Origin of the sequence: Pseudomonas siliginis (assembly GCF_024072275.1) — a bacterium.
GTDB lineage: Bacteria > Pseudomonadota > Gammaproteobacteria > Pseudomonadales > Pseudomonadaceae > Aquipseudomonas > Aquipseudomonas siliginis.
Window position 1 is genome coordinate 13,305 of the sequence record NZ_CP099598.1, and the last position, 18,673, is coordinate 31,977.

Annotated in this window: 18 protein-coding genes; 9 read left to right on the forward strand and 9 right to left on the reverse strand. The window is 61.2% G+C overall.

Going from position 1 to position 18,673, the window contains the following annotated elements; all coding sequences use genetic code 11:
- The first annotated feature begins 45 nt into the window (after positions 1-45).
- Together NF676_RS00640 and NF676_RS00645 are read left to right on the forward strand one after the other, a co-directional pair.
- Positions 46-603, forward strand: coding sequence for a DNA-3-methyladenine glycosylase I (locus NF676_RS00640; protein ID WP_056791133.1), 558 nt, complete (start codon positions 46-48; stop codon positions 601-603).
- A gap of 41 nt (positions 604-644) precedes the next feature.
- The gene (locus tag NF676_RS00645) at positions 645-1,532 is read left to right on the forward strand and encodes a lysophospholipid acyltransferase (protein WP_039757181.1); all 888 of its coding nucleotides are present in this window, start codon (positions 645-647) and stop codon (positions 1,530-1,532) included.
- A 51-nt stretch (positions 1,533-1,583) separates the two neighbouring features.
- Here NF676_RS00645 and NF676_RS00650 read toward each other — a convergent pair whose 3' ends face one another.
- The 5 genes from NF676_RS00650 to def all read right to left on the reverse strand — a co-directional run bounded on the left by NF676_RS00650 (position 1,584) and on the right by def (position 6,276).
- A complete protein-coding gene (locus tag NF676_RS00650) occupies positions 1,584-1,898 on the reverse strand; it encodes a tetratricopeptide repeat protein (protein WP_252887061.1) in 315 nt (104 codons plus the stop codon).
- A 149-nt stretch (positions 1,899-2,047) separates the two neighbouring features.
- On the reverse strand, positions 2,048-3,424 hold the full coding sequence (gene trkA, locus NF676_RS00655; RefSeq protein ID WP_041476512.1) for a Trk system potassium transporter TrkA: 1,377 nt from the start codon (positions 3,422-3,424) through the stop codon (positions 2,048-2,050).
- A 21-nt stretch (positions 3,425-3,445) separates the two neighbouring features.
- On the reverse strand, positions 3,446-4,756 hold the full coding sequence (gene rsmB / locus NF676_RS00660) for a 16S rRNA (cytosine(967)-C(5))-methyltransferase RsmB (RefSeq protein ID WP_252887062.1): 1,311 nt from the start codon (positions 4,754-4,756) through the stop codon (positions 3,446-3,448).
- Positions 4,753-5,712, reverse strand: coding sequence for a methionyl-tRNA formyltransferase (gene fmt, locus NF676_RS00665; RefSeq protein ID WP_252887063.1), 960 nt, complete (start codon positions 5,710-5,712; stop codon positions 4,753-4,755). The genes rsmB and fmt overlap by 4 nt, the downstream gene beginning before the upstream one ends.
- Before the next feature lie 57 nt (positions 5,713-5,769).
- On the reverse strand, positions 5,770-6,276 hold the full coding sequence (def, locus tag NF676_RS00670) for a peptide deformylase (protein WP_041476509.1): 507 nt from the start codon (positions 6,274-6,276) through the stop codon (positions 5,770-5,772).
- A gap of 159 nt (positions 6,277-6,435) precedes the next feature.
- Between def and NF676_RS00675 the strand changes: the two genes are divergently transcribed.
- The 4 genes from NF676_RS00675 (at position 6,436) to NF676_RS00690 (ending at position 10,185) form a co-directional block, all read left to right on the forward strand.
- Positions 6,436-7,461: a LysM peptidoglycan-binding domain-containing protein gene (locus NF676_RS00675; RefSeq protein ID WP_150743208.1), complete on the forward strand. Its 1,026-nt coding sequence runs from the start codon at positions 6,436-6,438 to the stop codon at positions 7,459-7,461.
- An 84-nt stretch (positions 7,462-7,545) separates the two neighbouring features.
- Complete coding sequence (gene dprA, locus NF676_RS00680; protein WP_041476507.1) at positions 7,546-8,643, forward strand: DNA-processing protein DprA; 1,098 nt, start codon at positions 7,546-7,548, stop codon at positions 8,641-8,643.
- A 55-nt stretch (positions 8,644-8,698) separates the two neighbouring features.
- Entirely contained in the window at positions 8,699-9,256 is a 558-nt protein-coding gene (gene tsaC, locus NF676_RS00685; protein ID WP_039757175.1) for an L-threonylcarbamoyladenylate synthase type 1 TsaC, read from the forward strand.
- A 215-nt stretch (positions 9,257-9,471) separates the two neighbouring features.
- Positions 9,472-10,185, forward strand: a complete 714-nt coding sequence (locus NF676_RS00690) for a hypothetical protein (RefSeq protein ID WP_252887064.1) — start codon at positions 9,472-9,474, stop codon at positions 10,183-10,185.
- Positions 10,186-10,364: 179 nt separating this feature from the next.
- Here the strand turns inward: NF676_RS00690 and NF676_RS00695 are convergent, their stop codons facing one another.
- A complete protein-coding gene (locus NF676_RS00695; RefSeq protein WP_252887065.1) occupies positions 10,365-11,342 on the reverse strand; it encodes a quinone oxidoreductase family protein in 978 nt (325 codons plus the stop codon).
- A gap of 150 nt (positions 11,343-11,492) precedes the next feature.
- Between NF676_RS00695 and hemF the strand changes: the two genes are divergently transcribed.
- Entirely contained in the window at positions 11,493-12,407 is a 915-nt protein-coding gene (hemF, locus tag NF676_RS00700) for an oxygen-dependent coproporphyrinogen oxidase (RefSeq protein WP_024014963.1), read from the forward strand.
- A gap of 9 nt (positions 12,408-12,416) precedes the next feature.
- Positions 12,417-13,238: a shikimate dehydrogenase gene (gene aroE / locus NF676_RS00705; RefSeq protein WP_252868530.1), complete on the forward strand. Its 822-nt coding sequence runs from the start codon at positions 12,417-12,419 to the stop codon at positions 13,236-13,238.
- Between the two features lie 77 nt (positions 13,239-13,315).
- On the opposite strand, the gene NF676_RS00710 is transcribed toward aroE, so the two are convergent.
- The 3 genes from NF676_RS00710 to betC all read right to left on the reverse strand — a co-directional run bounded on the left by NF676_RS00710 (position 13,316) and on the right by betC (position 17,592).
- The gene (locus NF676_RS00710; protein ID WP_252877178.1) at positions 13,316-14,884 is read right to left on the reverse strand and encodes a SulP family inorganic anion transporter; all 1,569 of its coding nucleotides are present in this window, start codon (positions 14,882-14,884) and stop codon (positions 13,316-13,318) included.
- A 256-nt stretch (positions 14,885-15,140) separates the two neighbouring features.
- A complete protein-coding gene (gene choX, locus NF676_RS00715) occupies positions 15,141-16,061 on the reverse strand; it encodes a choline ABC transporter substrate-binding protein (RefSeq protein WP_041476503.1) in 921 nt (306 codons plus the stop codon).
- 10 nt (positions 16,062-16,071) lie between these two features.
- Positions 16,072-17,592 (reverse strand): choline-sulfatase, encoded by a 1,521-nt coding sequence (betC, locus tag NF676_RS00720; protein ID WP_252877179.1) that lies wholly within the window; start codon positions 17,590-17,592, stop codon positions 16,072-16,074.
- 114 nt (positions 17,593-17,706) lie between these two features.
- Here betC and NF676_RS00725 point away from each other — a divergent pair, with 114 nt between their 5' ends.
- Complete coding sequence (locus tag NF676_RS00725) at positions 17,707-18,657, forward strand: choline sulfate utilization transcriptional regulator (RefSeq protein ID WP_252887066.1); 951 nt, start codon at positions 17,707-17,709, stop codon at positions 18,655-18,657.
- Positions 18,658-18,673: the final 16 nt, after the last annotated feature.

The window sequence follows — 18,673 nt, forward strand, 5'->3', positions numbered from 1 at the left end:
CGGGAGTATACCCGATTCGTTGCTGCGCACGCCCCCTGGAGCCTTATGCCACGCTGCTTTTGGTGTACCGAAGATCCGCTGTACATGGCTTATCACGATCAGGAGTGGGGCACGCCGCTGCGCGATGCGCAGGGTTTGTTCGAGTTGCTTTTGCTCGAAGGGTTCCAGGCCGGGTTGTCGTGGATCACTGTGCTGCGCAAACGCGAGCGTTACCGTCAGGTGCTGTTCGGCTTCGATGTGCAGCGCGTGGCGCAGATGAGTGACGCCGAGATCGACGAACTGATGCTCGACCCGGGCATCATCCGCAATCGCCTGAAACTCAACGCCGCCCGGCGCAATGCCCAGGCGTGGCTGGCGCTGGAGGATCCGGTGGCATTGCTCTGGTCGTTCGTGGGCGACCAACCGATCATCAATCATTTCAAGGATCGCAGCGAAGTCCCGGCGATCACCCCCGAAGCGCTGGCGATGAGCAAGGCGCTGAAAAAAGCCGGCTTCACCTTCGTCGGTCCGACCATTTGCTACGCGCTGATGCAGGCCTCGGGCATGGTCATGGACCACACCCAGGATTGCGACCGCTACGCGCAGCTCGCCAACGCCGGTTAGAATGCCCGCCTCGCGCACAGCACAAAGATCAGGAGTGACCTGTGGAAAAGTTTAAAGGCGCCTTGCTGGTAGGCGCTCTGCGGCTGTTTGCCCTGCTGCCATGGCGGGCCGTGCAGGCCGTGGGTTCGGCGATCGGCTGGATCATGTGGAAAACCCCCAACCGTTCCCGCGACGTGGTAAGGATCAACCTGTCCAAGTGTTTTCCCCAGATGGATGCGGCCGAACGTGAGCGTCTGGTCGGACAGAGTTTGAAGGACATCGGCAAGTCGCTGACCGAAAGCGCCTGCGCGTGGATCTGGCCGGCGCAGCGCTCGATCGATCTGGTTCGCGAAGTCGAAGGCCTCGATGTGTTGAAAGACGCGCTCGCTTCGGGCAAAGGCGTGGTCGGCATCACCAGCCACCTCGGCAACTGGGAAGTGCTCAACCACTTCTATTGCAGCCAGTGCAAACCGATCATTTTCTATCGTCCGCCGAAGCTCAAGGCAGTGGATGAATTGCTGCGTAAACAGCGCGTGCAGCTGGGCAACAAGGTCGCGGCGTCGACCAAGGAAGGCATTCTCAGCGTCATCAAGGAAGTGCGCAAGGGTGGTGCCGTGGGCATTCCCGCCGACCCGGAACCGGCCGAATCCGCCGGGATTTTCGTGCCGTTCTTCGCAACTCAGGCGCTGACCAGCAAATTCGTGCCGAACATGTTGGCCGGCGGCAAAGCGGTCGGTGTGTTCCTGCACGCCCTGCGCCTGCCTGACGGCTCGGGCTACAAAGTCATTCTCGAAGCCGCGCCCGAAGCCATGTATAGCACCGATACCGCAGAGTCCTGCGCGGCGATGAGCAAGGTAGTGGAACGTTATGTTGCGGCGTATCCGAGCCAGTACATGTGGAGCATGAAACGCTTCAAGAAGCGTCCGCCGGGCGAGGCGCGCTGGTACTGAGCGGCTTCGATCTGATGACGGTCAATGGAGACGCCTTGTGCTGTCTATAGCTCAAGGCGCCTGTCGCTCGAGCTTTTTCAGGAACACCGTCATCTCCTTTTCGGCCTGTTTGTCACCGTGGGCGCGGGCCGCTGCCAGGCCTTGTTCCCAGGCCTGACGCGCAGCGGCGTGATCGCCTAGCGCCAGCTGCGCCTTGCCCAGCAGCTTCCACGCTGCCGAGTATTTCGGATCGAAAGCGACACAACGCTGAAAATGCTCGGCAGCCTTGGCGTTTTCACCCAAGTCCAGATAACCCTTGCCCAGACCGAAGCGCAACAGCGCGTTATCCACACCCTTGGCGAGCATTTTTTCCAGGGATTCGAGCATTGGCGGATTCCTTTCTATTGTTCGTCAGAGAACCTGCGAGTCTGTCAGACCGCTTTCGCGAGCAGGCTCGCTCCCACATTTGGAATGCATTCCACTGTGGGAGCGAGCCTGCTCGCGAAGGGGCCATCACGGGCAACGTTGTCTTCAGGTCAGAAAAAGCTCAATCCCACATGAAACAGCTTCTCCACATCGCGAATATGCTTTTTATCCACAAGGAACAGAATCACATGGTCACCCGCTTCGATCACCGTGTCGTCGTGGGCGATGATCACGTTCTCGTTGCGGATCACCGCGCCGATGGTGGTGCCTGGTGGCAGGCCGATCTTCTCGATCGGTTTGCCGATGACCTTGCTCGATTTCGCATCACCGTGGGCAATCGCCTCGATCGCTTCCGCCGCGCCGCGCCGCAGTGAGTGCACGCTGACGATATCGCCACGGCGCACGTGGGCGAGCAAGGTGCCGATGGTCGCCAGTTGCGGGCTGATGGCGATATCAATGTCGCCGCCCTGGATCAGGTCGACGTAGGCCGGGTTGTTGATGATCGTCATGACCTTCTTCGCCCCCAGCCGTTTGGCCAGCAGCGACGACATGATGTTGGCTTCATCGTCGTTGGTCAGGGCGAGGAAGATATCGGCGTCGGCGATGTTCTCTTCCAGCAGCAGATCGCGATCCGACGCACTGCCCTGCAAGACCACGGTGCTGTCGAGGGTATCGGAGAGGTAGCGGCAGCGCGCCGGGCTCATCTCGATGATCTTCACCTGATAACGGCTTTCGATCGCCTCGGCCAGGCGCTCGCCGATCTGCCCGCCCCCGGCGATAACGATGCGTTTGTAGGTTTCGTCGAGGCGACGCATTTCGCTCATCACTGCGCGAATGTCCTCACGGGCAGCGATGAAGAACACCTCGTCATCGGCCTCGATCACTGTGTCGCCCTGCGGCAAAATCGGCCGGTCACGGCGGAAGATCGCCGCTACGCGGGTTTCGACGTTCGGCATGTGCTCACGCAACTGGCGCAGTTGCTGGCCCACCAGCGGCCCGCCGTAATAGGCGCGCACCGCCACCAGTTGCGCCGCGCCTTCGGCGAAGTCGATCACCTGCAAGGCGCCGGGATGCTGGATCAGGCGCTTGATGTAGTTGGTCACGACCTGCTCGGGGCTGATCAGCACGTCGACCGGAATCGCTTCGTTCTGGAACAGTTGTTCCTCGCGATTGAGGTATGACGCTTCGCGCACCCGGGCGATTTTGGTCGGCGTGTGGAACAGCGTGTGCGCGACCTGGCAGGCAACCATGTTGGTTTCGTCGCTGTTGGTCACCGCTACCAGCATGTCGGCGTCGTCGGCACCGGCCTGACGCAGCACCGAGGGCAGCGAGCCCCGGCCCTGCACGGTGCGGATATCGAGGCGGTCGCCGAGGTCGCGCAGGCGCTCGCCATCGGTGTCGACCACAGTGATGTCGTTGGCCTCGCTGGCCAGATGTTCGGCCAGCGAACCGCCGACCTGTCCCGCACCGAGGATGATGATTTTCATCCAGTCACTCCATGAATCCGTTTAGCCGCGCGCGGCGGCGATCTTGATCAGCTTGGCGTAGTAAAACCCGTCATGCCCGCCCTGCTGGGCCAGCAACTGGCGACCATGGGGCTGCTTGATGCCGGCCGCTGTGGCCAGATCCAGTTCACGGGCACCGGGGGTGCGCTCGAGGAACGCGGCGATGACTTCGGTGTTCTCGGTCGGCAGCGTCGAGCAGGTGGCGTAGAGCAGGATGCCGCCGACTTCGAGGGTTTTCCACATGGCGTCGAGCAGTTCGCCTTGCAGTTGCGCGAGGGCAACGATGTCGTCCGGCTGACGGGTCAGTTTGATGTCCGGATGACGGCGGATCACGCCGGTGGCCGAGCATGGCGCGTCGAGGAGGATGCGCTGGAACGGCTTGCCGTCCCACCATTTCTCGGTATCGCGACCGTCGGCGGCGATCAGTTCAGCGTCGAGGCCGAGGCGCTCAAGGTTTTCCTTCACCCGCACCAGACGCTTGGCTTCCAGATCCACCGCTACCACGCCAGCGAGCGCCGGTTCGGCTTCGAGGATGTGGCAGGTCTTGCCGCCAGGGGCGCAGCAGGCGTCGAGTACGCGCTGGCCCGGGGCCAGATCGAGCAGGTCGGCGGCCAGTTGCGCGGCTTCGTCCTGCACGCTGATCCAGCCTTCGGCGAAACCCGGCAGGCTGCGCACGTCGGCAGCAGCTTCGAGGACGATGCCGTCGCGGCTGTAAACGCACGGTGTCGCGGCGATCCCGGTTTCGCCCAGCAACGCAAGATAAGCATCGCGGCTGTGATGACGGCGGTTGACCCGCAGGATCATCGGCGGATGCGCGTTGTTCGCTGCGCAGATCGCTTCCCACTGCTCGGGCCAAAATGCCTTCAGGGATTTTTGCAGCCAGCGCGGGTGAGCTGTGCGCACCACCGGGTCGCGTTCCAGTTCGGCGAAGATCGTCTCGCTTTCGCGCTGGGCATTGCGCAGCACGGCGTTGAGCAGGCCTTTGGCCCAGGGCTTTTTCAGCTTGTCTGCGCAGCCGACGGTTTCGCCGATCGCGGCATGGGCCGGTACCCGGGTGTAGAGCAGTTGATACAGACCGACCAGCAGCAACGCCTCGACATCAGCGTCGGCGGCTTTGAACGGTTTCTGCAGAAGTTTTTCCGCCAATGCCGACAGGCGTGGCTGCCAGCGTGCGGTGCCGAAGGCCAGATCCTGAGTGAAACCGCGATCACGATCCTCGACCTTGTCCAGTTGCGTCGGCAGGGAGCTGTTCAGCGAAGCCTTGCCGCTGAGTACGGCGGCGAGCGCCTTGGCGGCGGCCAGACGCGGGTTCATTGCGCTTCCACCGCAGCGCCGAGGACGCTGCCGACGGCGAATTTCTCACGACGGCTGTTGAACAGGTCGCTGAAGTTCAGCGCCTTGCCGCCGGGCAATTGCAGGCGGGTCAGGCACAGCGCTTGTGCACCGCAGGCGACAATCAGGCCGTCCTTGCTGGCGCTGAGGATTTCACCCGGAGCGCCAGTGCCTTCGGCCACGGTCGCGGCCAGCACTTTCAACGCTTCGCCATTGAGCGTGCTGTGGGTGATCGGCCATGGATTGAAGGCGCGGACCAGACGTTCCAGCTCCACCGCCGGGCGGCTCCAGTCGATGCGTGCTTCGTCTTTGTTCAGTTTGTGCGCGTAAGTGGCGAGCTCATCGTTCTGCACCTCACCTTGCAGGGTGCCGGCAGCCAGACCGGCAATCGCCTGCACCACTGCGGGCGGACCCATCTCGGCGAGGCGATCATGCAGGGTGCCGCCAGTGTCTTGCGCGCTGATCGGCGTGACGACCTTGAGCAGCATCGGCCCGGTATCCAGCCCGGCCTCCATGCGCATCACCGTTACACCGCTTTCGGCATCGCCGTGTTCGACCGCGCGCTGGATCGGCGCCGCACCGCGCCAGCGCGGCAGCAACGACGCATGGCTGTTGATGCAACCCAGACGCGGAATATCCAGCACCGCTTGCGGCAGGATCAAACCGTAGGCGACCACCACCATCAAGTCCGGCTTCAGCGCGGCCAGCTCCGCCTGGGCCTCGGCATTGCGCAAGGTCGGCGGCTGCAACACCTGGATATTATTTTCCAGGGCGAGTTGTTTGACCGGGCTTGGCATCAGTTTTTGCCCACGGCCGGCCGGGCGATCCGGCTGGGTGTAGATCGCGACGATCTCGTACGGGCTGCTCAGCAGGGCCTTGAGGTGTTCGGCGGCGAATTCCGGGGTGCCGGCAAAAACAATGCGCAGTGGCTCAGTCATGAAAGGCGTCTCATAAAAAGAAAAAGGCTTGCCGCAGCAAGCCTTTGAAGAGGGGCATCAAGCGTTCTGGCGGTGCAGCTTTTCCAGCTTCTTCTTGATCCGGTCGCGTTTGAGCGTGGACAGGTAATCGACGAACAATTTGCCGTTGAGGTGGTCGCATTCGTGCTGGATGCACACCGCGAGCAGGCCTTCGGCGATCAGCTCATAGGGCTTGCCGTCGCGGTCCAGCGCCTTGATTTTGACCTTCTGCGGGCGGTCGACGTTTTCGTAGAAGCCCGGTACCGAGAGGCAGCCTTCCTGATACTGGTCCATCTCCTCGGTCAGCGATTCGAACTCGGGGTTGATGAACACCCGTGGCTCGGTGCGGTCTTCGGACAGGTCCATCACGACGATACGTTTGTGCACGTTGACCTGGGTCGCGGCAAGGCCGATGCCCGGCGCTTCATACATTGTTTCAAACATGTCGTCGACCAACTGACGCACTTCGTCGTCCACTACAGCCACCGGTTTGGCGATAGTGCGCAGACGCGGGTCCGGAAATTCGAGGATGTTTAAAATGGCCATAGGCTTCGATTGCTGCACACGTTGAGTAAAGTCGGGTCGATGGCCTGGCGGGTCCGAAGATGCAGGCTACCGTTGTGAAGCGTAGCTTCTGAAAAACAGAAGCGAGCCACGGGGGCTCTGACGATTCACGCGAACGCACATGATAAAGGGATTCACTGCATGAGGAAAACACTACTCGCCCTGCTGCTTCTGGCTTCGGCCGGCGCCGCGCAAGGGCAAGTGCAACTCAGGGATGGTTTTCCACAGCAATACACGGTGGTTTCCGGGGACACGCTCTGGGACATTTCCGGCAAATACCTGCGCGAGCCGTGGCAGTGGCCACAACTGTGGCGGGCCAACCCGCAGATCGAAAACCCCAACCTGATCTATCCCGGCGACACGCTGACCCTCAGCTACGTCAACGGCCAGCCGCAACTGACCGTCCAGCGTGGCGAGTCGCGCGGCACCATCAAGCTCTCGCCACGGATTCGCACCAGCCCGGTGGCCGAGGCGATTCCGAGCATTCCGCTGAAATCGATCAACAGTTTTCTGCTGAGCAATCGCATCGTCGACAAGGCCGAAGACTTCGACAAGGCGCCGTACATCGTCGCCGGCGATGCCGAACGGGTGCTCAGCGGTACCGGTGACCGCATCTTCGCCCGTGGCCATTTCGATCCGGAGCAACCGGTGTACGGCATCTTCCGCCAGGGCAAGGTCTACACTGACCCGCAGACCAAGGAATTCCTCGGCATCAACGCCGACGATATCGGCGGCGGCGAGGTTGTTGCCACCGAAGGCGACGTCGCCACTCTCGCCCTGCAACGCACCACCCAGGAAGTGCGCCTCGGTGACCGCTTGTTCGGCGGTGAAGAACGCTCGATCAATTCGACTTTCATGCCCAGCGCGCCGAAGCGTTCCATCGACGGCCTGATCATCGACGTGCCACGCGGCGTCACGCAGATCGGTGTGATGGACGTGGTTACCCTGAACAAAGGCAAACGTGACGGTCTGGCCGAAGGCAATGTCCTGGCGGTGATGAAAACCGGCGAAACGGTGCGCGACCGGATCACTGGCCAGCCGTTGAAGATTCCCGATGAACGCGCCGGCCTGCTGATGGTGTTCCGCACCTACGACAAACTCAGTTACGGCCTGGTCCTCAATGCTTCACGCTCGCTGGCGGTGCTCGACAAGGTGCGAAATCCGTAAGCTTGCTTAACAAGTTACCAACAGAGTTATCCACAACTTGTTCCGAATGGTTCGGAGCACAGAACGATCAAGGATGATCCATTCATGTTGTCTGTCAGTACAGCCATTTCCCCGGCGGAACTGGAGGCGCGTCTGCGCCTGCACCGCATGCCGGATATCGGCCCCAAGCGTTTTGCCAAATTGCTCGAAGCCTTCGGCTCGGCGTCGAAAGCCCTCAGCGCGCCGGCCAGTGCCTGGCGCTCGCTGGGGTTGCCGGCGGCGTGTGCCGAAGCACGGCGTTGTCCGACGGTGCGCGACGGCGCCAGCCACGCAATGCGCTGGCTAGAGCGCCCCGATCAACATTTGCTGATGTGGGACCAGGCGGACTATCCAGCGTTGCTGGCGCAGATTCCTGACCCGCCGCCAATGTTATTCGTCGCCGGCGATCCGTCGATTCTGGAAAAACCGCAACTGGCGATGGTCGGCAGCCGCCGCGCTTCGCGCCCGGGCATGGACACGGCGGCGGCGTTTTCTCGCAGTCTGGCCGGGGCCGGTTTTGTCATCACCAGTGGTCTGGCGCTGGGCATCGATGCCGCTGCCCATCAGGCTGCTCTGGACGTTGGCGGGTTGACCGTGGGGGTGCTTGGCACGGGCCTGGAGAATTTTTATCCACAGCGCAATAAACGCCTGGCTGAGGCGATGATTGCGTCGGGCAGCGCGGTGCTCTCGGAGTTTCCGCTGGACGCCGGGCCAACCGCGAGTAACTTCCCCCGGCGTAACCGCATCATCAGCGGTTTGTCCCTCGGCGTGCTGGTGGTCGAGGCCAGTGTTGCCAGCGGTTCGTTGATTACCGCGCGGCTGGCGGCAGAGCAAGGGCGCGAGGTTTATGCCATTCCAGGCTCTATCCATCACCCCGGCGCGCGCGGTTGTCATCAGTTGATTCGCGACGGGGCGGTGTTGGTGGAGACTATTGAACATATCCTCGAAGCGCTGCGCGGCTGGCAGCAACCGTTGTTATCCACAGCGCCGCCGCAGGCCGATCACCCGTTGCTGGCGCTGCTTCACGCCGCGCCGCACACCAGCGAGGCGTTGGCCGCGAGCTGTGGCTGGGCGTTGCCGAAAGTGCTGGCAACGTTGACCGAGCTGGAAATCGAAGGCCGTGCGGTATGCGAAAACGGTCGCTGGCTGGCGCGGTCGAGCTAGGTTTTACGATGAAGATCGGTAAACTGCGCGAAACCTGTTTGTGGAGAGTTTTTTCATGGTCAACAGTTGGCGTGTGCAACAAGCCGCGCGTGAAGTTCGCGCCGGCGCGGTGATTGCCTATCCAACCGAAGCCGTCTGGGGGCTGGGTTGCGACCCGTGGAACGAAGACGCAGTGGACCGCTTGCTGGCGATCAAGAATCGCTCGGTGAGCAAAGGGCTGATCCTGGTCGCCGACAATATCCGCCAGTTCGATTTCCTCTTCGAGGACTTCCCGCAGGACTGGATCGACCGCATGGCCAGCACCTGGCCTGGGCCGAACACCTGGCTGGTGCCGCACCAGAACCTGTTGCCGGAGTGGGTCACAGGCGTGCATGACACCGTAGCGCTGCGAGTCAGCGATCACCCGCAGGTGCGCGACTTGTGCTCGCTGGTCGGGCCGCTGATCTCGACATCAGCCAATCCACAGGGGCGACCGCCGGCGCGCACGCGTTTGCGCATCGAGCAGTATTTCCGTGGGCAGGTCGATCTGGTGCTCGGCGGCAGCCTTGGCGGGCGCAAGAACCCCAGTGTGATCCGCGACCTGGCCACCGGTAACGTCGTTCGTCCTGACTGACGCCATTCTTTTTATTTTTTGCGGACTCCTCGGCGCTATGACGAGGAGTTCTGCGCATGCCCGCAGTTTATTCCTGCATTCGTTCAAAACTTATCCGTTGCCATTGTTCTTGCATGCGTCAGACGAATCTTTGAGTCTGAAATATCTGTAAGTTTTCCCACGTGATTATCAGAGCGCGTGCAGTGGCGAGATTTCCAAAAGCATCCATTCTTTCAATGTGCTTGAAGCAACTTCGAAATATTAATGGCTGCGGAGAAGTAATGGATATTACGGATTTACACCTCAAGGATTATCTGCAGGGCTTTCAGGAGACACTCAAGAATCAACAGGCCGACTATCGTGTGGCCATTCTTGAGGCAGGATCGGATGCCGGGGAATTTGAACGCTTCATCAATCGACAGTTTCGCCTGCGATTGCAGCATTACATGCTCACCTCCAGAGCCCGGGCGCTGGAAACCCGCTTGGCGATCACCTCGCGCAGTACGCACTTCCTGCTCTACCAGCGAGATCAACTCATTGCAGTGCTGCGGGCAACCCCGGCGCCGTTCGAATGGGCCTCACTGGCGCAGCATCATGTGTCTCCCACTGTGGCATTGGCTCGGCATGTCGAATTCAGTCGCTTGATTACCCATTCCCAGCAGCACCGGCCGGTGTCGATCAATGGCCTGCTCGCCACCGCCGCCGAATGGGCGATCGATCGCGGATATCAGGGGGTAACGGCCTTGTGCAGATCGCCACAGCGGCAACTGTTTCAGCGCTTCGGCCTGACACCGATCGCTTCGCACGCCATGCATATCGAGCAGCGTGCCCGGGGCGATTATTGGCTGTTGTCCGCCGAATGGCGGCAAATCCTGATGGCCCTGGATCAGCCTGTGAACATGAACGTGCATCAGCCGGAGTATCGTGATGTTCATAACCGTCAGTATTGATCCGCCAATAATCGAAGAGTGGGCAGAGAAATGGCTTGTATACGAGTCGAAGAAGTTGCGCAGGAAGTTTTCCGGTCGTAGGCCAGCGGCGAAGAAGCTTCACCGGAAGATGTACTTGATATAGCTGAAAGATACTCGGCGAACTCATGGAAGAGTTCACCGAGTATCAACTTGAAGCGTTATGGCAACAGAATCGTGGAACCGGTAGTGCGCCGTGCCGACAGTTCGGTTTGTGCTTTTGCCGCATCGGCCAATGCATGGCGCTGGCTGATGTCGACCTTCAGCTTGCCGCTGATGATCATCTCGAACAGCTCGTCGGCCATGCGCTGCAGGTTCTCGGCGTTGTTGGCGTAGGTCGCCAGCGTAGGCCGGGTGACGTACAACGAGCCCTTCGCGGCAAGAATGCCCAGGTTGACGCCGTCGACTGCGCCCGAAGCATTGCCGAAACTCACTACAAGGCCACGTGGTGCCACGCTGTCCAGGGACGTGAGCCAGGTGTCCTTGCCGACGCCGTCATACACCACCGGGACTTTCTTGCCGTCAGTCAGCGCCAGCACGCGCTCGGCAACGTTTTCATGGCTGTAGTCGATGGTGGCCCAGGCGCCGTTGGCCTTGGCCAGTTCGGCTTTTTCCTTCGAGCTGACGGTGCCGATCAGCTTCACGCCCAGCGCTTTGGCCCATTGGCAGGCCAGCGAGCCGACGCCACCGGCTGCGGCGTGGAACAGAATGGTTTCGCCGCCCTGCAGTTGGTAGGTCTGGCGCAGCAGGTATTGCACGGTCAGACCCTTGAGCATGACCCCGGCGGCAGTTTCGAAACTGATTTCATCGGGCAGGTGCACCAGATTGTCCTGCGGCAGAACATGCAGCTGGCTATAGGCGCCGAGCGGGCCGCTGCCGTATGCCACGCGATCGCCGACCTTGAAACGGGTGACTTCGCTGCCCACCGCTTCGACCGTGCCGGCGCCTTCCGAACCCAGGCCGGACGGCAACGCGGGTGGTGCATAGAGGCCGCTGCGGTAATAGGTGTCGATGAAGTTCAGGCCGATCGCCTGGTTGGCCACGCGCACCTGATTCGGCCCGGGTTCATCGGGTTCGTAGTCAACATGTTCGAGCACTTCGGGACCGCCGTGGGCGCGGAACTGGATACGCTTTGCCATCTGCCTGCTCTCCTTGGGTCGTTGCTAAGCCCTCTATCCAACTCCCCTGCTTGATCTTCGTCAACTGCGGCGCGCCGGTCTGCGATGGTATGCTACGCGCCCATTTGCGCCGCCCGCCTGCCGGGGCGCCGCCCGATTCAAGGTGAAGCCATGACGACCCGCACCGACGCCGTAAAGGCCTATCTGCTCGATCTGCAAGACCGCATCTGCGCTGCACTGGAAACCGAAGACGGCGGCAAATGCTTCGTCGAAGACGCCTGGACCCGGCCGGCGGGCGGTGGCGGGCGCACCCGCGTGCTGGAAAACGGTACGCTGATCGAAAAGGGCGGCGTCAATTTTTCCCACGTATTCGGCAGCGGCCTGCCGCCCTCGGCCAGCGCCCATCGGCCGGAACTGGCCGGGCGTGGTTTCGAGGCGCTCGGTGTGTCGCTGGTGATCCACCCGCACAACCCGCATGTGCCGACCTCCCACGCCAACGTGCGCTTTTTCATCGCTGAAAAAGAAGGCGAAGAACCGGTCTGGTGGTTTGGCGGCGGTTTCGACCTGACCCCGTATTACGGCGTTGAGGAAGATTGCATTCATTGGCACCGCGTCGCCGAGCAAGCCTGTGCGCCGTTCGGTGCGGACGTCTATCCGCGTTACAAGGCCTGGTGCGACACCTATTTCCATATCAAGCATCGTCATGAGCCACGTGGCATTGGCGGTCTGTTCTTCGACGATCTGAACGAGTGGGATTTCGACACCAGTTTCGCCTTCATGCGCGCCATCGGCGATGCCTATATCGAGGCCTACCTGCCGATCGTGCAACGGCGCAAGAACGACGCCTTCACTGCCCAGCAGCGCGAATTCCAGGAATTCCGCCGAGGCCGCTACGTCGAATTCAACCTGGTTTACGACCGTGGCACGCTGTTCGGTCTGCAATCGGGTGGCCGCACTGAATCGATTCTGATGTCGCTGCCACCGCAAGTGCGCTGGGGCTATGACTGGAAGGCCGAGCCGGGCAGCGCAGAAGCGCGCCTGACCGATTATTTCCTGCAGGATCGCGACTGGCTGGCCGAGGCCTGAGGACGGGTGATGGATCGTTACGTCGTTTTCGGTAATCCGATCGGCCACAGCAAGTCGCCGATGATTCACCAGTTGTTCGCCGAACAGACCGGCCAGCGCCTCGACTACAGCACGCTGCTGGCGCCGCTGGATGATTTTGTCGGCTGCGCCAAGGCGTTCTTTCGCGAAGGGCGCGGCGCCAATGTGACGGTGCCGTTCAAGGAAGACGCCTACCGTCTGGCCAACAGCCTGACCGCCCGCGCGCAGCGCGCCGGTGCGGTGAACACCTTGAGCAAACTGGACGATGGCTCACTGCTCGGCGACAACACCGATGGCGCCGGCCTGGTCCGCGATCTGACGGTGAATGCCGGGTTCAGCCTGACCGGTAAGCGCATCCTTTTGCTCGGCGCTGGCGGCGCGGTGCGCGGTGCGCTGGAGCCATTGCTGGCGGAGAAGCCGGCCTCGGTGATCATCGCCAATCGCACCGTGGACAAGGCTGAACTGCTGGCCGAGTTGTTCTGCGACCTCGGGCCGGTGTCGGCCAGTGGTTTCGACTGGCTGCGCGAACCGGTGGACGTGATCATCAACGCCACCTCCGCCAGCCTGACCGGTGACGTGCCGCCGATTGCGCCAAGCCTGATCGAGCCAGGCCAGACGCTGTGCTACGACATGATGTACGGCAAGGAACCGACCGCGTTCTGCCGCTGGGCCACTGAGCACGGCGCGGCGCTGGCGATGGATGGTCTGGGCATGCTCGCCGAACAGGCAGCCGAGGCGTTCTGGCTGTGGCGTGGCGTACGCCCGGATACCGCGCCGGTACTCGCCGAGCTGCGCCGCCAACTGGCCCTTTAAGCTTTGCTCCCACATTGAAATACGATCAATGTGGGAGCGAGCCTGCTCGCGAATCGCATCACCACCGCGATATCAGATCAATCCTCAAACCTGATTGGGCACTTCTCCGCCCCCTCCAGCTTCCTCAGTTCCTCCACCACTGGCGGCCGCGCCCGGCGTAAGGTCAGGCTGCGACCCTGGCCCAGCAGCCGTCGCGCTTCCTGATGCAGCATCTCCACCCCCGAATAATCGATGAAGTTGATCTGCTCTGCCTCGATCACCACCCGCGCGCCATGCAGGCGTTGCAGGCGCACTTGCAGGTAATGGCTGGCGCCGAAGAAGATCGAACCACCCACGCGCAACACATCGTCGTCACCGTCGCGCCAATGCTGTACCCGTGGTTGCGAGGTGCGCTTGAGGTAGAAAAACAATGACGCCAGCACCCCGGCGTAGATCGCCGTCTGCAATTCCAGCAGCAGAGTCGCCAGGCAAGTCAGGGCCATCACCACGAACTCGGCGCGGCTGACCCGCAGCAAAGCGCGAATGCCCCGGTGATCGACCAGACCCCAGGCGATCAACAGGATGCTGCCGGCCATGGCCGGGATCGGAATGTGTGCAATCAGCCCGGCGCCGAACACCGCGAACAGCGCCACCCAGAGCGCCGAAAACACCCCGGCCAGCGGCGAGCAGGCCCCCGCCTCATAACTCAATCCCGAGCGGGTAAACGATCCGGCTGAGAGCGACCCGGAAAAGAACGCACCGACGATGTTCGACAAACCCTGTGCGCGGACTTCCTGATTGGCATCGAGCAACTGTTGCGAGCGCGCCGAAATCGAGCGGGCAATCGACAGGCTGGTGACCAGCCCAAGCATGCCCACCGCCACCGCGCTTGGCAGCAGGCGCAGGATCACCTCCAGATCCAGCGGCAAGGCGCTCAGCGGCGGCAGGCGTCCGACGAAAGCGCTGACCAGATGCACATGACCAAACATCGCCGGCCAGACCCACACCAGCAGGCTGGCCAGCACCAGCGTGAGCAACAGCGTCGGCCAGCGCGGCAGGAGTTTTTTCAGGGCCACGCCGACGATCACTGTGGCGACGCCGAGCATCAGCGAAGGCTTATCCACAGCCCCCAGATGTCGCAGCAGATCCATCACGCTGGCGAGCGCTGTGGTGTTGGCCGGCAATTCCAGCCCGAGCAGATTGGGCAATTGCCCGATGGCGATCACCACGGCGGCGCCGAGGGTGAAGCCGAGCACCACCGAATGCGAAACGAAATTCACCAGTGCGCCAAAACGCAGCAAGCCGAGCAACCATTGGAAAATCCCCGCAAGGAACGTCAGCAGCAGGATCAGAGTGATGTAGTCCTCGGAAGCCGGCACCGCGAGCGGGCTGACGCTGGCGTACAGGACAATCGAAATCGCTGCGGTGGGGCCGCAGATCAGATGCCATGACGAACCCCACAGGCACGCGACCAATACCGGAATGATTGCGGCGTACAGACCGTATTCCGGTGGCAGCCCGGCAATCAGCGCGTAGGCAATCGACTGGGGTAAGGCGAGAATCGCACCGCTGAGGCCGACGGTCAGGTCCCGTCCGATGCTGGCACGGGTTTGCCGTGGCAACCAGTTCAGGAAAGGAAAAAGTGAATGACGGCTGGGGAAGGCCATGGGTCCTCGCGGTTGGGGTTTTGTTCAAGGTTATCAGGGTGTCAGGTGTAAAAGCCCCTCACCCTAGCCCTCTCTCTGAGGGAGAGGGGACTGACCGAGCTGTTTGTTGAAGATTCACCGACCTGCGATTTCGGCGTTGAACGCAAGTTTCGATTCAACAGCGATCGGCTCCCTTTCCCCCTCGCCCCCTTGGGGGAGAGGGCTGGGGTGAGGGGGCAAAAATCTCCAGCCGAACGCTATTCCAGCAACCCTGAGATCAAAGCTTGGCCTTCACCGCCACCAACGCATCCTTGCCATCCACGGTCTTCACGCCATCCAGCCACTTGTCCAGCACCGCCGGATTGGCCTTGATCCACGCCTTCGCCGCTTCGGCATTGCTGATCTTCTTGTTCACCACCTCGGCCATGATGCTGTTCTCCATGTCCTGGGTGAAGGCCAGATTGGTCAGTAACTTGCCCACATTCGGGCAGGCCTCGGCGTAGCCCTTGCGGGTCAGGGTAAAGACGCTGCCGGTGTCGCCGAAGTATTTTTCGCCGCCCTTGAGGTAACGCATTTTCAGCTGCACGTTCATCGGGTGCGGGGTCCAGCCGAGGAAGGTGACGAATTTCTGTTTCTTCACCGCCCGCGACACTTCGGCGAGCATCGCCTGTTCGCTGGACTCGATCAGCTTCCACTGGCCCATGTTGAAGTCGTTCTTCTTGATGATCTCCTGCAGCGAAATGTTCGCCGGCGCGCCTGAGCCGATGCCGTAGATCTTCTTGTCGAACTTGTCGGCGAATTTGTTCAGGTCGGCAAAATCATGCACACCCGCCTCCCAGACATAGTCGGGGACGGCGAGGGTGAATTCGGTGCCTTCCAGGTTTTTGGCCAATTGCGTCACATCGCCAGTAGCGACGAACTTGTCATAGAAGCCCTGCTGCGCCGGCATCCAGTTGCCGAGGAACACGTCAACCTGGCCATCCTTCAAGCCGCCGAAGGTGATCGGCACTGCAAGGGTGTCGACTTTGGCCTTATAGCCCATGCCGTCCAGCAGAAACCCGGTGATGGCATTGGTTGCGGCGATGTCGCTCCAGCCCGGATCGGCCATCTTCACGGTCTCGCAGCTTTGCTCGGCGAACGCCGAGGCGCTGCTCAATGCGATCAGGCCGACAGTGACAGCTGTGGATAACTTGCGCATGGACTTCCCCTTAACATTTTTGGTTTTGGCAGGGTTGTGGATAACGGGCCTTGCGCTCCAGATCATCAAGGTCGATGTGGTTGCGCATGTACTGCTGACTGGCATCGACCAGCGGCTGGTGATCCCAGCTCTTCAACTTGCCGATGGTTAACGCATCGGCGACGAAACGGCGTCGGCGCTGGCTGGCCAGCACGTCCCGATGGATCGCCGGAATGTCCCACTTGGCCCGCGCTTCGGCGAGAAAGTCTTCGAACAGCTGACGATGTTGCGGCGATTGGCTCAGCTCTTCTTCTTCGCGCGGATCGTTATCCACATCGAAGAGTAGGCACGGGTCGCTTTCGCTGTAGATAAATTTGTAGGCACCCCGACGGATCATCATCAGCGGGCTGACAGTGCCTTCGGCCATGTATTCGCCGAACACCTCGTCGTGCCCGCCCTGCCCTTGCAGGTGCGGCAGCAAGGAACGGCCGTCCAGCGGCAGGCCCGGCTCAAGCGTGCCACCGGCCAGATCCACGAAGGTCGGCAGCAGGTCGGCGGTGGATACGGCGGCGCTGACCCGGCCCGCCTCGAATTGTCCCGGTGCGCTGATCAGCAGCGGCACCCGCGCGGCCATCTCGAACCAGTGCATTTTGTACCAGAGGCCCTTCTCGCCGAGCATGTCGCCATGGTCACCGGAGAAGACGATGACGGTGTCGTCGATCAACCCGGTTTCCTCGAGGGTTTGCAGCAGTTTGCCGACATTGGCGTCGATATAGCTGCAAGCACCGAAGTAGGCGCGACGGGCATCGCGGATTTTATCCACAGGCAGCGGCTTGTCCCACAGGTCGTAAACCTTGAGCAGACGTTGCGAGTGCGGATCGAGTTCGTCCTGGTTCAAGGCTGTAGGCAACGGGATATCGGCATCGTCATACAGATCCCAGAAAGCCTTGGGAATCGTGTACGGATCGTGAGGGTGGGTCATCGACACGGTCAGGCAGAACGGTTGCTCGCCATCCTCGCGAATGTGATCGAAAAGATATTGCTGCGCCTTGAACACCACCTCTTCGTCGAAATCCAGCTGATTGGTGCGCACGCACGGCCCGGCTTGCAGCACCGAAGACATATTGTGATACCAGCTTGGCCGCACGTCCGGCTCGTCCCAGTTCACCGCCCAACCGTAATCGGCCGGGTAGATGTCGCTGGTCAGGCGTTCTTCATAACCGTGCAACTGGTCCGGCCCGCAGAAATGCATCTTGCCCGACAGCGCGGTGCGGTAGCCGAGACGCCGCAGGTAATGCGCGTAAGTTGGAATGTCGGCGGGGAAATCGGCCGCGTTGTCGTAGGCGCCGATCTTGCTCGGCAACTGGCCACTGACCAGGGTGAAGCGCGACGGCGCGCACAGCGGGCTGTTGCAGTAAGCAGCATCGAACACCACGCCTTGGGCGGCGAGGCGGGACAGATTCGGCAGTTTGATCGGCGATGGGCCGTAGAACGGCAACATTGGCGCGGCCATTTGATCGGCCATGATGAAAAGAATGTTCTTGCGCTTCATGTGATCGCGGCATTCCATGTTGAATATTTATGCGAGAGTGCTGCGATCGAGCATGGATTCCATGCCTGTTCCGGTAAAGCCCGCGCCGGACAATGACTAGGATAAGTACAGCTTATGTATGACGCCCTCGGTGACCTTTCCCTCGATCTGCTGCGCGCTTTTGAAGCGGCGGCCCGCCATCGCAGTTTTACCGCTGCTGCGGTGGAGCTTGGCACCACGCAGCCGGCGATCAGCCAGCAAATGAAACGTCTGGAAGAGCAGCTCGGTACGCGCCTGTTCGATCGGATCTACCGGGGCATCGAATTGACTGAGGTGGGCAGCCTGCTTTTCCAGCAAGTTGCCCTCGGTTTGCAGAATATCGACGCAGGATTAAGCGCAATCAGCACTCAGCAGCAACATGAGGTGCTGCAAGTGGCCACGGATTTCGCTTTTGCCGCTTATTGGTTGATGCCGCGCCTGCATCGCTTCCATGAGGCCAATCCGCATATCGATGTCAGCCTGGTCACCAGCGAGCGCAACCACAACATGCTGCGCACCGACATCGACGTGGCGATCCTGTTTGGCGATGGTCGATTCAAGCAGGGTGAGAGCCACTGGCTGTTCAGCGAAGAAGTGTTCCCGGTGTGCAGCCCGCTGCTGCTCAAGGAGCGTTCATTGCCGTTGCCCGCGCAGGCCCTGCTGGAATTTCCGCTGTTGCATCTGCGTGGGGAAAACAGCAGCAACTGGTTCGACTGGAGTGGCTTGTTTCGTCAGTTGGGCCTGACTACGCCGCCAGCGCCGGGGCAATTGCGCTTCGACAATTACACCTTGCTGATTCAGGCGGCGATCGGCGGACAAGGCGTGGCGATTGGCTGGCGGCACCTTGTGGATAACTTGCTGGTGCAGGGTTTGCTGTGCCGGCCGCTGGCGGAAACCACGCTGTCGCGGCTGGGGTATTACGTGGTGTTGCCGCAACGCAAGCGTCGGGGTGCGTTGATTCAGGAATTTGTTGATTGGTTAATGGCGGAACAGGCCAGCAGTGCCGAATCGCTTAACGGTCTGGCCCTGCCCTCGATTGCGGTGTGAAGAGCAAAAGATCGTC